The 13094-nt window shown below is 38.8% G+C and carries 14 protein-coding genes; 9 read left to right on the top strand and 5 right to left on the bottom strand.

The features are described 5' to 3' along the window. Positions 1-47: 47 nt before the first annotated feature. Together CH362_RS15860 and CH362_RS15855 are read right to left on the bottom strand one after the other, a co-directional pair. Entirely contained in the window at positions 48-938 is an 891-nt protein-coding gene (locus CH362_RS15860) for a formylglycine-generating enzyme family protein (RefSeq protein WP_100711307.1), read from the bottom strand. A gap of 119 nt (positions 939-1057) precedes the next feature. Further along, the gene (locus tag CH362_RS15855; protein ID WP_100711306.1) at positions 1058-2215 is read right to left on the bottom strand and encodes a hypothetical protein; all 1158 of its coding nucleotides are present in this window, start codon (positions 2213-2215) and stop codon (positions 1058-1060) included. 209 nt (positions 2216-2424) lie between these two features. Between CH362_RS15855 and CH362_RS15850 the strand changes: the two genes are divergently transcribed. The 4 genes from CH362_RS15850 (at position 2425) to CH362_RS15835 (ending at position 5969) form a co-directional block, all read left to right on the top strand. Then, complete coding sequence (locus CH362_RS15850) at positions 2425-2874, top strand: DUF2147 domain-containing protein (RefSeq protein ID WP_100711305.1); 450 nt, start codon at positions 2425-2427, stop codon at positions 2872-2874. Positions 2875-2934: 60 nt separating this feature from the next. Further along, positions 2935-3384 carry a DUF2147 domain-containing protein gene (locus tag CH362_RS15845; protein WP_100711304.1) on the top strand — a complete coding sequence of 150 codons (450 nt, stop codon included), beginning with the start codon at positions 2935-2937 and terminating at the stop codon, positions 3382-3384. A 142-nt stretch (positions 3385-3526) separates the two neighbouring features. Further along, positions 3527-5041, top strand: a complete 1515-nt coding sequence (locus tag CH362_RS15840) for a M14 family zinc carboxypeptidase (protein WP_100711303.1) — start codon at positions 3527-3529, stop codon at positions 5039-5041. Between the two features lie 4 nt (positions 5042-5045). Continuing rightward, positions 5046-5969: a DMT family transporter gene (locus CH362_RS15835; protein WP_100711302.1), complete on the top strand. Its 924-nt coding sequence runs from the start codon at positions 5046-5048 to the stop codon at positions 5967-5969. Here CH362_RS15835 and CH362_RS15830 read toward each other — a convergent pair. Then, complete coding sequence (locus CH362_RS15830; protein ID WP_100711301.1) at positions 5966-6889, bottom strand: hypothetical protein; 924 nt, start codon at positions 6887-6889, stop codon at positions 5966-5968. The genes CH362_RS15835 and CH362_RS15830 overlap by 4 nt on opposite strands. A gap of 70 nt (positions 6890-6959) precedes the next feature. Here CH362_RS15830 and CH362_RS15825 point away from each other — a divergent pair, with 70 nt between their 5' ends. Both CH362_RS15825 and CH362_RS15820 read left to right on the top strand, forming a co-directional pair. Continuing rightward, positions 6960-8081, top strand: coding sequence for a hypothetical protein (locus CH362_RS15825; RefSeq protein ID WP_100711300.1), 1122 nt, complete (start codon positions 6960-6962; stop codon positions 8079-8081). A 96-nt stretch (positions 8082-8177) separates the two neighbouring features. Further along, positions 8178-9752, top strand: a complete 1575-nt coding sequence (locus tag CH362_RS15820) for a methyl-accepting chemotaxis protein (protein WP_100711299.1) — start codon at positions 8178-8180, stop codon at positions 9750-9752. A 91-nt stretch (positions 9753-9843) separates the two neighbouring features. Here the strand turns inward: CH362_RS15820 and CH362_RS15815 are convergent, their stop codons facing one another. Beyond that, a complete protein-coding gene (locus tag CH362_RS15815) occupies positions 9844-10284 on the bottom strand; it encodes a carboxymuconolactone decarboxylase family protein (RefSeq protein ID WP_100711298.1) in 441 nt (146 codons plus the stop codon). Positions 10285-10431: 147 nt separating this feature from the next. Here CH362_RS15815 and CH362_RS15810 point away from each other — a divergent pair, with 147 nt between their 5' ends. From CH362_RS15810 to CH362_RS15800, 3 genes are all read left to right on the top strand, one after another. Further along, positions 10432-11133, top strand: coding sequence for a DNA-3-methyladenine glycosylase I (locus CH362_RS15810; RefSeq protein WP_100711297.1), 702 nt, complete (start codon positions 10432-10434; stop codon positions 11131-11133). Between the two features lie 185 nt (positions 11134-11318). Beyond that, complete coding sequence (locus tag CH362_RS15805; protein ID WP_100711296.1) at positions 11319-11972, top strand: hypothetical protein; 654 nt, start codon at positions 11319-11321, stop codon at positions 11970-11972. A gap of 180 nt (positions 11973-12152) precedes the next feature. After that, entirely contained in the window at positions 12153-12782 is a 630-nt protein-coding gene (locus tag CH362_RS15800; RefSeq protein ID WP_100711295.1) for a hypothetical protein, read from the top strand. 86 nt (positions 12783-12868) lie between these two features. On the opposite strand, the gene CH362_RS19310 is transcribed toward CH362_RS15800, so the two are convergent. Beyond that, on the bottom strand, positions 12869-13094 hold a 226-nt coding region (locus tag CH362_RS19310), incomplete at its 5' end, for a hypothetical protein (RefSeq protein ID WP_208859600.1).

Here is a 13094-nt window from a genome sequence, read left to right as displayed (position 1 = left end):
TGGCTTCTTACATTTGTTTATAAGAGTGCTGTCCGTTGTATAGCTTTTTAACCAGCGTCTTTCGCACAACGGAAGCCAAAATGATGATATTCTGGATAATTTTGAGGAACATGGGCCCTTCTTTTGGAACCTCTTGCATAACTTGAGGGCCACCACCATGATCCACCTTTTAAGGTTTTTTTATCAAAACCAGGACAGTTATCTTCTCCTTCACAAGGTCCTTTTGGATCTTTTCCGTTGCATGCTTCGCCACATACTTTATAATTTTCGGAATACCAATCTTGGACCCATTCCCAAGAATTTCCTGCCATATCAAATAACCCGTATACTCCAGCAGGTCTACTTCCTACAGGCGCAGTCGGCATTAAATTTGGAGGATTGATTTTTTTATATACACAACCTTTTCTTTCATCTTCTTCGATGACGGCTAACTTACAGTTCGCGGGTTTATTCCCCCAAGGAAATAAATTTCCTTTCGGACCTCTGGCTGCCTTCTCCCATTCTGCTTCTGTTGGAAGTCTTTTGCCTACCCATTCACAATATTCTTTTGCAGTATACCAACTCACTCCGAGTACAGGTTGTTTTGGTTTTAAATATAGATCACCATAAGCAGGACCAATATAATCGCAGGTACCGTTGTAAAGACAATCTTTGCAGGAACCTTCTTCTATACATTTGCTAAAGTCCTCATTTGTGACTTCGTATATATCTATGAAGAAGTCGCTTAGATAAATTTTTTGTTCTGGCGCCTCGTCTGCATCGTGAGTGTTACTTCCACGGATAAAAAATCCTTCTGGAATACATTGCATTCCTTTGATTTTTTTTCCGTAGCAAGGTTTGTTTGGGTCGGGAGATCCAAGGACATGGGGAGCAGCCAGGAAAATTAGAGATAAAAATAGAATGATAAAATGGATCGGACGAAATGAATATGAGTTCATCAAACCTGGAAAAATCCTTTCCCAAGAGGATTCGACCTGGTGCATTCTTATGCAAGAGAAAAATTGACTGAATAGGGGAGACCATCCTCCCGTTCAGAAAGGTTTTGATCCGAAAAATTTTAGAGAATAAAAAGTGGAACGCTACATGAGGAGAAGTCTAGGTTTCCCTGCTCCGTAGAATTATTCCCGTTGGAATCGGTCACAGTATACACATAATAACCCGATCCACTGGAGAAGGAGATAGTTCCAGTTCCGGTCAGATCTCCACTCAAGGTGAAGGATACTTTTCCTGCTCTAGGAAGACAGTCTATGTATTTCCATTTTACAGGCTCATCTACTGAAAGTGTTAATGTGAAATTTTTCTCCACATGGACTACTTGTAAAGAACCCGCACTCCACAAACGATACCAGGATAAAGGATTAGAGTCGCTTCTATCCGCTCCATATTGTAAGGAACTTAAAGAAGAAACTTGGTGAGAGAAAATTAGATCTGATCCAGAGTAACCTTCTCTCAAAACCGAAACATCTTGTGAGTACGAAGAAATTCCGGGAGAAGCTCCAGTCAGGATATTATTCCAGGTTAAAGAGTAAGCCTGATTGGTTGTTGGAGTTCCTACAGCGTAAGAAAGAGGTGCGCCAGTTCCAGTAACTTTTACCGAAATTCCTTGGAATGTATTTTGGATGGTACGATTCACTCCAATTTTCAAATTCGTACCGTTTTGTACGAAAGGAGAAGAACCGGAAAGATTACTCCAAATATTTTCAGTCAGTCCATCAATCACCCAATTGCTGAAAGGTAAAAATCTACAATTCCCGAATTCTTTAGAAACTAAGAAAGAAGAAGAAGGATCGTTCCCATTCAAAATATAATCTAAGAAGTCGTATGCATTTGTATCAGTAGAAGATACTTGTCTGGAATAATTTCCTCCGCCCCAACAATTGAATGAAAAATTGTAAGCTTCTAGTTCTCCGAAATCAGGTCCTTTATTCCAAATGCGATGTCCTAAAGAACTAATCCTTTCCGGCCAACTGATACGATTTCCTCGGATAGCAACTGATGTACCTTCTCCGCTTAAACCTTCCATAGAGCCTGATACTGGATCCATAGCTGAAGTTAAGGCCTCTGCTACTTGGTCTCTGTTTGTAAGTAAGGATAACGCTACTAAATCGTTTGTTTTCGAACCTTTATCTACTGGAGAGCAATAGAATAGGAAAAATACAGAGATTAAGGCGAATGAAAATACTCGCAAATAGGGGAGAAAACGATTCAAAAACATAATAAATACTCAAGAGAAACAGTTAAACCTGGGCTTCTCTTATAATTAACCTATATGACTGCATGTTTTTGCGCAAAACCCTATCTCTTTTCCTGGAAAATCCAGGTTTTTGAGCAAAAAAAATGGTTCAAAGAATAGTTTGCTTGCTAGGTTCCCAAGAAGACTAAATATAACCGATTTCAATAGAAACGTTAAGGGGTTAATCAAAAATGAAAAAATCACTCGTTTTGTTTGTCGTTTTGGCGGCGTTTTTAGTTGGCGAATCTATATTTGCTGATGCGCTTCCAGTAGTCGGAAAATGGAAAACCATTGATGACGAAGACGGTAAAGAAAAGTCCGTAGTAGAGCTTTATGAGCAAGGTGGCAAAATTTACGGAAAAATCGCCAGCTTAAGAGATCCTTTGGATAAAGATGGTAAGCCGAAAATTTGTACCAAATGTGAAGGTGCAGATAAGGACAAGCCTGTTATTGGTCTTGTTATCATCAAAGGTTTGAGCCTGGACGATGACGAATATTCCGGCGGAACCATTATGGATCCGAATAACGGCAAAACATATAAATGTAAACTAAAAGCCACTGACGGTGGTGCTAAATTGAGCGTTAGAGGGTTCATCGGTTTTTCATTGATCGGTAGAACTCAAACTTGGCTTAAAAAATAAAACTCCAAGTAAGCGGGGAGGATTCTCCCCGTTTTATTTCTATTTTTACGAGGTGATTTGATGAAGAGGATCAGCGCAATATTCTTATTCGCATTATTCTTTGCGGGAGCATTTAGTCTTTCTGCAGATCCTGCTCCAGTTACAGGAGTATGGAGAACATTCAATGATGCAGGAACTAAGGAAGAATCTACGGTTGAGATTTATGAGAAAGACGGAAAAATTTTCGGAAAAATCCTAAGCCTTATAGATCCAAATGATAAAGATGGAAAACCAGCTCGTTGTACTGAATGTGACGGAGCTGAAAAAGATAAACCGATCTTAGGAATGGTTATCATTAAAGGTTTAGGAGCCGACGGAGACAAATGGACTGGCGGACGTATTTTAGATCCAAATGACGGAACTTGGTACAAATGTAGTCTGAAAGCAACCGATGGCGGAAAAAAATTAGAAGTCCGCGGTTATATCGGGTTCTCCTTGATTGGTCGTTCCCAATTCTGGCAGAAAAAATAATCTGATATTCATTTCTGGTTCGGGGAAGAGGATAACTTTTTCCCGAATTAGTTACCTCCTTCCTCATATAAGTTTATAAATATTCCTTTCAATAACTGAATTCTTTCTTTTCTTTCCGATTCACTTTCAAAAAACTATAACTGTGACGGGCTTCTTTCGAGTCTTTCTACTCGGCTTCTACTTTTATTCCTATTTAGTTTCCTGCTCGATTCTTAGGGAAACAATTCCTTCTAGACCATTAAACGACGGATCTATTTCTGTTCTTCTTAAAATAGACAAAAACGCAAGAGAAGAATTCGAGAAGGTCACTTCTTGGGAAATTCCTTATACATTCATAGAGAAGGATCATAGTTATGCAGTTATCCAAAGGGAAAAACTAAAAGTTTATGGCTTTCCTAAAGAAGGTATCAATATCGCAAAGGGAATGCCTTTCAAATATTACTCCGGAAATTACCAGGATTCATTATCAGAATCCATTTTTGCATTAGCAGACATCAAGAAAGGTTATAAAGATAATATATTAAATTCTCATTATCTGTTTTGGGTGCATCGTCTCTTTCCCAAACATTCTCAGTATAAGATAATCGGAAAATCTGCTAGGGGAAGAGAGATCCCTGCAATTTTACTCACTGATTCAAATATTCCAGACGAAGATAAAATTTCAGTTTTATTCAATTGTGCCCATCATTCTAATGAAGTTGTTTCTGTAGAACATTGTTATGATGTGATCTATGAACTTTTAGCTCATAAGAAGAAGTATAACGATTTGTTCGCGAAGTTAAAAATCTGGGTGGTTCCAATCGTAAACCCGGATGGTTCTCGTGTGTTCTGGCATGAGAATATGTCTATGGGAAGAAAGAATGGATATCCTGGTTGGGGACAGGTCACTGAAAAAGATAATCCAGGAGTGGATATAAATCGTAACTATCCATTCTTTTGGGGAAAAACAAAATCGAATCAAACTTCTTCTGTATCAAATAGTGTGTTTTTCAGAGGACCTTACCCGGGTTCTGAACCTGAGACACAAGCAATGATGAATTTAGCGGAGAAGGAGAGGTTCGCCGCTTCTATTAGTTATCATGCATTTGCGAATTGTATTTTGGTTCCATATACTATAGATGGAACTTCTAATCCTGAACCTGATTTGGTTTGGAATTTAGGTAAAAGAATCGCTTCTTCTGTAGAAAGTAAAAATCCAAATCATAATTTCAGCGCTAAAAAAAATATCTATGGAGTGGATGGAGTAGACCAAGATTATTATTTCTTTAAATACGGGACTCTAGCTTATTTAATAGAATCTTCTCACTTGAATCCACCTTATTCAGATGTTCCTAAAATTGTAGAATCTTTGAGACCTGCTTGGACAATCCTTTTAGAGGAAATTGCAGATGGAAGTAAACTTTACTTCAAGATCAAAGATGAACAAGGAAATCCTATAGTAGCAAACATCAAATACGATAAGATTCTTTTTTATCATGGAGAAATTAGGACTTCTCGTAAAGAAGACGGAATGTTTTTCCAATCTTTTCCTGGGATACGTGGTATTAAGTTAAAAGTTGAAAAAGAAGGATACGAAACGGTCAACTGGGAAGGAACTACGTGGAGATCCTGGAAGGCATTGGATATAGTTTTAAGGAAGAAAACTCCTGCCCAATAAGATCATGACCAGATATAAAAACGAGGCCGCCTTAATTTTTTGCACTTTGATCTGGGGTGGAACCTTCTCCGCTACAAAATTAAGTTTAGTTTCAATTTCTTCCTGTTTATTCATAGGGATCCGGTTTGCGATCGCAACTTTTGTTTTTGTAATTTATATTTTTCTTAAGAACAGAAAGAACCCAGTGTCTTATCCGGATTGGAAGACAAATAAGCCTCTATATTTCTTAGCATTTTTGTTGGGTTTCTGGATGTTTATGGGATTCGCATTCGAGACAATAGGTTTAAAATACACAACTGCTACTAAGTCTGGATTTTTGACTGGGACCTTAGTAGTTATCACTCCTATCTTACAAACTTTATTTTTGAAACGGATGCCCAGCTCCGGAAACTTACTAGGAGTGATCGTAGTAATGTTCGGTCTATTTTTCCTTTCTGCAGAGTCAGTAGGAGAAGATCATAAACTTGTAATATCTTATCATCTAGGAGATGTTCTTACCTTAGGTGGTGCGTTTTTCTTTTCCTTATACATTATCTATGTGGATAAGGCGAGTAAGTCCTGTCCTTTGGACATTCTGCTTTTATCCCAAACATTAGTGACCAGTATATTCGCTTTTCTTTTGGCGTTCATCTTACATTGGACAGAGTTTGAACCTTTGTTTATCAAAATGGATTCAAGAGTAATGCCTGCATTATTCTATAACGGTTTGATCTCTTCTGTAGGAACTACATTCTTACAAACAAAATACCAAAAGGGGATTTCTCCTACAAGAGCTGGTCTTATCTTTTCTTTGGAGCCAGTCTTCTCCGCCATCCTTGCCTATTTCACTTTGGAAGAAAGATTGGATGCTACAAGTTTAATTGGATGTAGTTTGGTGCTTACAGGTGTTTTGTTAGCCGAACTTTTGGGCAGAGAAAAGAAATTTTAATTTTGTTGTATTGGATTTTCGGAGCTTAAGTCCTGAGAAGGAATTGGTATCTTTGCCTTGATTGCAGCTTCTCTGGTTTTAGGATCCAATTTAAAAAGTTTTTTGATAGCAATATCCTGCCAATAGCGAGATCGATTTTCTTTGATAAATCTTTTGAGGAAATAGATCTCCGCTCCTTTTGGACTTACTTCTTCATTTCCATAAAATTTGTTTTTAAAATCAGGTGTAAGACTTGGATTTTCTTTTAGATACGTATCTATATTTGTCAGAACATAAGTTCCAGTATAAGGGCCACCCAGTGATAGATTTAAACCTTTTGGGTGAGCGATAAAATTTCCTATAAAGCGGATCTCCAATCCTCCCGGATTGTAGAATGAAAATTTAGGTTTTTCTAATGGATCGTATTCTATCGGAATAGAATTTGTATGAAGAACTGTATATGTATGCGTTTGTACCTGTCCGTATTTATTTACAGTTGTATAAGTGTGAGTGGTAGTATAAGTATAAGAAGCGCTATCTAAAATTAAAGATTGGTTTTGTGGGAGGCGTGTAACTACAAAATATTTAGCCACTCCTTCTTCTGATTTTCCTAATCGTAATTTTTGGACCCATAAGAATCTGTAATTTCCATCTCCCTCCATTTCTTTGCCTGGATCTTCTAAATTGATGCGTAAGGCGTTACCTGTAATAGAAGAGATATGAGTTTCTTTTGCAATGGATTCTTCGATACCTCTGAATATCCCATTTGAGATACCACCCTTGGCAACGATTAGTCCGAAAGCGACTAAACCTTCTTCTCCTGGAGCTGGCTCCTCTAATACCGGAAATGTTTTTAAACAATTTAAGTATAAGAAGGATAAGCTAACTAAAAGTAAGGATCTAAATCTGCCGTCCATTGGTTCCATCTTAAATGATAGCATTACTTATTCAATCTGTTTTGTTAGTTGACTCAGATGGGATTGATAGAAGCAATATTCTTCTTTGTATTACATGAAGCGAAATATCCAAACAAAATTTTACTTCTTACTTTTATTCTTCATTCTATTTCCGATCTCTAATTTTGCTTCTCCCGTAAAAGCAGACTTGGATGAAGATGTTTTAAAGGAGATCAGAGATCATTATGATTCTACACAAAAGGCAAATAAGTTTGATAGGGATTTAGGCGTTCCTAAAAGTCCTAAGGCTAGATTTTTCTCCATCCAACCTGGAGGAAGTTATGATTTTATTTCTGACTTGGATATTAGTGGTAGAGGAGCGTCTGCTTCGATGACCACAGAATCTCAAAAGCCGAATTTCTTTTTTGATATCAGAAGTAAGGACTATAAGATTAACGAAGCATTTGGATTCCAACTTCTCTTCCATTCTGCCAGAAAAGAATTCGATAAACAAGTCTATTCTGTACCTGCTCCTGATACAGGTTCTTCTTCCAATTCGAGTTCCTCTTCTTCTGGCAGTAGTGATAGCACAGGTAAGAATGATAAAAATACAGTCACTGCGGATCTTGGAACTAATGTAAAAGTAGATTATAATTATATAATACCCACATTCTATTGGGGAAATCCGGAAGTGGATGGATTTCGTATGGGCTTTGGTTTCGGATTAGCGGATATGAGAATAAGAGGGAATGTGGACTTTAGGGATCCAGGAGGAACGATCGGAAAAATGTATGGAGCAATGGGTGACAGAGATACTTTTCTGAATACATTGAGTTTTATACAATTAAGTTCCGGATTGGTGGATTTGAGAAGGGGAGATGCTATATTCAATTATCTTTTAGTAAATTTAAGCCAAGGAAATAATTTAGAATTGATGGGTGCGTATCTCGCTAGCCAGGGGACCCATTTTTCTACAGATATAATATCACTTTTAGTTTATGCGAATTTGCAGGATAAGTACAATCCTCTAGAATTATTAGCCTTGAGCGCTTTGTCTAGGACAAGCATCAATGCGAAGGACAAACAAGTTTTCGCATATATGATATATGTAGAAACTCCTAAATTCGGATTTGTAAAAGCCAGGTTAAGTTGGCATGGACCGTTGTTCAAAGATTCAGGATATACAATCCACATGAGCACGCTTGAACTCGCTTTGATGGTCCCAATCGACTTTTAATTCTTCTAATTTAGATCTGCATAATATCCCTGCTTGACACTCGGTCGATTTGAAGCGATTTTGGGCCAATAACTAAAACCGCCTAACCGAGGAATAATGAATAGAAATTTGGAATTAGAGCGCCAAGGAGAAGTTGCAGCAAACTATCTACGAATTTTTTTAACCGTAGTTTTTATATTCGGGACTGCATTCGGACTGATCTGGAAAAGCGGTATCCAAGCAGTTTTGGGCTATTATATAGGCGGGATCGTCGCATACTCATTCATCATCTTCTTTTCCATTTTTGTAATGAAGTTTTTCGGTTACAGACCTTGGCTGAAATACGCTACAGTGTTCATGGAATTTATCGGTTACGCAATCGTGCAGGTTGGATATTTCGGAACAGAAGACCAATGGAAACCAAATGGTATTTTAAGCCCCGCTAACTATGGGATCTATTTTTTAATTTTAGCAGGGACCATTTTTAGGTTCAATCCCAGATTTACTTTTATCACTTCTACAGTTCTTGCAGTTCAATTCACTGCAATGGCGATGGCACTTACTATTCTAAACCCGCAACTTCTGACCATGGGCTACGATGGAATGATTCGGTTGAGATCCCCTCTGGTAATTTTGATGGGAGTATTCTTATTCGCATTCGGAGTTACTATTTCTTATGCAACCAAGTTTGTAAGAAGATTAGTGGAAGAAGCGCAAAGCGCAGAAGAAAGAACCATCCGAAACTATACTGCTGCGAAGGAAATTTTACATAGTTCCGAAACGGTTGCAGAAGAACTTCGCAAATCCTTAATAGATGTGGAGGATGTAGCTAGAGCAAACGAAGATAGTAGCCGTGATCTTGCAAGCATGGTAGAAGAAACATCCGCTACTTTAGAGCAAATGGGCGCAAGTATCGACTCCATCGCAAAGATGGCCGAACAGCAGGACGAATTTGGGGATGACACTTCTACTTCTATAGATAAATGGAAAGATCAAATGGTCCGAGTATTCGAGGCAGTATCCTTTGCTAGGAGTCTGGGCGAAGGTTCAGCAGCAACTGCGATAGAAGGAGAGGGTACAGTCCGAGTTGCATTGGACGTGTTCTCTCAATTTAAAGGTACGGTCCAAGAAGTTAGTAAGATCTTAGGAGTGATCCAAGATCTTGCAGGAAAAACAAATTTACTTTCTTTGAATGCAGCTATCGAAGCTGCAAGAGCAGGAGAAGCTGGAAAAGGATTCTCAGTAGTCGCAGAGGAAGTGAGTAAGCTTGCGGATTCTTCTTCTCGAAATGCAAAAGAGATCGTAAAACAGATAGGTGCTTTGGGAGAAGCCTCCGATACAAGTTCGGAAAAATTTGGAGAATTAGTCCAGGCTTTCCGGGAATTGACTTCTGGAATTGGCTCCATTGGAGAAGCACTCGCTCAGGTAGGAGATTCTGTGGATAAACAAAAAAGCCTTTCTACAGAAGTGGAAGATAAGAACAAACATATCCGTGATCTTTCTAAAGAGATGAAAAATTCTACATTAGAACAATCGAATGGAGCAAAACAGATCCTGAATGGGATCGAATATTTAAGCAGAAGATCAATGGAAATGTCCGAGATCACAGAAAAGCTCAGAACTAGTTTAGAAAGATTAAAAGTTACTTCTCAATCTTTAACAAAAACTCTTGAAGCTACTAAGTTAGAGTAGGGCATAAGCGCGAGCTCAAAAGAATATTTCATACGTCCTTCGATCGGAAGCCGATCCAAAGACACGTATGAAGATTTAAACAAGCTCCTCTTTAGTTTGGAGCGGTCATTCCAGTGGAGATTGCAATCCGATTCCAAGAATTGATTGTATTGATCACAACGATCAAAGCGATAAATTCTTTTTCTTCAAATTGAGCTCTAACTCTTGTATACAGATCATCCGAAACCCCATGTTCTGAAATTTTAGTCACGTACTCTGTTAATTCCAGAGCGACTCTTTCTTTTTCTGTATAATAAGGGGCCTCTCTCCAAGCGTTCAAAAGATAGATCCTTCTTTCTTCTTCTCCTGATTTCCTAGCATCCACAGTGTGCATGTTGATGCAGAATGCGCATCCATTGATCTGAGAAGCTCTGATCTTAATTAGCTCGTAAAGTTTGATGTCAATCCCTGAACTTTTAGCGAAGTTTTCCATCTCCATCATTTTTTCTAAAACTTGGGGATACACTTTGGCGTAATTGAATCTTGCGTTCATTTATTTCCTCTTTTAAAAGAAAGACGCTCTAAGGAAGGAGATGTGACAACGGATGCGAAAATTTTGGATTTTTCCCTTGCTGCGTAAATTCGTACTTTTCACAGGCATTTTATTTTACGATCTTATCGTTTATGTTTAGGAGTATGAATGAGCTCTTTTGACAAGATCCAAAAGCGTGCGGCCAAAAGAAAAGGTGGAGAGAAGGCTCTACAATCTCTTCTTCCTAAAGTAAGTACTAAGAACAAACTTAGTCGCCTCTCGGATGATCGAGTGCTTAGTGAAATGGCAAAACGAGTTTTCTCCGCGGGTTTTGTTTGGAAGGTTGTAGAAAATAAGTGGCCTGGATTTGAAGAAGTATTCCTAGGATTTGATCCTGCAAAATTGCTTAAACAGCCAAACCGATTTTGGGATGCTTTAGGATCGAACGAAAAGATCATTCGTAATGCACAAAAGATCTCATCGGTAAGAAAGAATGCACAATTTGTCGTGGAGATTGCCCAGGAACATGGTAGTTTCGGAAAATTTTTGGCGGATTGGCCTATCCAGGATCAGATCGGACTTTTGGATTTTCTCTCCAAACACGGTTCCAGATTGGGTGGGAACACCGGCCAATATTTCTTGCGCTTTATCGGAAGAGATTCTTTTATCCTGTCTTCCGATGTTATATTATGTTTACGTGATGTAGGTTTGCCTTTGTCTTCTGCAGGTAAATCCAAAAAGGATCTGGCGGCTATTCAGAAACAATTCAATGTTTGGGCAGAAGAAACCGGCTTATCATATACTCACTTATCCCGTATTTGTGCATTTTCGATAGGCGAGAATTATTCTACAGAAGAGGACGAATATTAATACAAAAAAAGACCTGGCTTCCTTTAGTAGAAACCGGTGAGGAAGTTTTGCCCTTTTAGTATTTCTACTAAGAAACGGAAGAGTTCCTAGTAGAAGCCGATCTTGTCCCCTAAACCCGCCCATGTTAGAATCCCGGTTGGTTGAAACTAAAAAAGTTTTTTACCATATTCTTCAGGGACCTCTATATGAAAATTTACGCTCTCGGGTTACTTCTCTCTCTTATAATATTCACCAATTGTGATGGCTCGTCAGATGATCAAAGCGCAGTTCTTGCGTTGTTATTGAACAAAAAATGTGTCAACCTTCCCAAGAACGTCACTGTACTTGATTCAGGTGGAAATCCTGTAGTAGACTTTAGTTGTTCAGTATCCGGTAAGGCTTATATTTGCAGCGGAGACAATATAATCCAAACCAGAACCTATTCATCCATCGAAGGTGCGTTATTAGGAGTGGTAAACCCTCCTGGAGGTAACCAAGGTTTTGGATTTTTCCCTTCTCAAAGAGGACTTCTTAGAAATAAGACCGTGAGTGATTCCGATCCGACCAATGTATTTTACGATTTTACTTACACGTATGATTCTTCTCATCGCCTAGTGTCCGCTATCAACGCGACTGATTCTAATGATCGCATTTATGGAGATTATGATTTTAACGGATTTCCCTTAGACGTAGATGGAGTCCCTGCAACCTATTCATATGCACCAGGAAGTAAGCGCCCGGGTAATATAACAGTCGGCGGAACTAGTATCTCTTTTGGGCCAAGCGGTTGGGCGATAGGACTCGAGGACGGAGATACTTATTATTTTGAGAATACTGGGTCCTTACAGATCTGTGATTGATCCAAATTTTGGGCGATCCTCCCGCTTGGCGGGAGTCGCGCTGCTACGGGCTACGCTGTCGCTCCGGTCGCATTCGCGACTTCCCCTTCACATCGCTATCGCATTACTGAATTCTAATGCTTCCCTAATGATCTAAAACTGTTTAAAAACAAAAATTAATATATTGGAGAACTCATAAACATGAAAAACCGCATCCTATTTTTCCCTCTCTTCTTGCTTTTAACTTTTCACTTGAATTGTGGAGAAGATTCAAAAAACGATTCCCTTGTTCTCGCCTTACTCGGCAGGAATTGTGTGACTGTGCCTAAAACAGTCAGAAAACATGATGGTGTTTCGACTATATCTACTTATCAATGTTCCACGTCCGGGTTAGTGTATACCTGCAAAGCATCCGGGGTTTCTTATGTAAGAACTTATATTTCTGCAAATGATGCTAAGTTAGGGTTATTCGATCCGCCGGAGTCTCCTGTGCCGGTTTCTCAAAGGGGTTTAAAGAGCTATAAGCTGATAACGCCAGCAAACACTGTGGGACAACATTATACATATACGTATGATTCTTCTCAAAGGTTATTGTCTAGAAAGAACGAAATGAGCTCAAGTACGGAATCGTTTAACGATTACGATACGAATGGATTCCCGGAGAACAGTGGTGCTTATGGCTATAATTATGCCAGTGGTGGAACCCGTCCCATCGGGATAGCAGATGGAGGGTATAAATTAGAATATGATTCCAACGGTTGGGTTATCATAGAAGACAATGGTGGTGATCGATTCTACGAAAATACGGGTATATTAGAAATCTGTGATTGAGTGCTTTGGTATCGGCATTTTCCGCAGTGCAAACAAGATTCTTTTTCCGGTTTCTTTTCCGATTTTCCTGTGAAAAATTGGATCGATTATCTACGTTTTTCCTTGACCGGTCGCATCAATTCTCTACATTGGTTTTTACGGCCTTTTCCGTATGGGAAATCGTCGGCAAAGCCAAACGAGTCAAAAAGACGGAAGCCCTCTTCCCTCAAAAAGAAAAACTCGCTGAGGCAAATAATCAGTTCTTTAACAACAAATATAACTGCGAATGAGAAATTAAAATTTTTTATTAGCTGAGATTGTTCCATGGTGATG

The organism is Leptospira saintgironsiae, assembly GCF_002811765.1.
Classification (GTDB): domain Bacteria; phylum Spirochaetota; class Leptospiria; order Leptospirales; family Leptospiraceae; genus Leptospira_B; species Leptospira_B saintgironsiae.
This window is presented reverse-complemented; position numbering and strand designations above follow the sequence as displayed.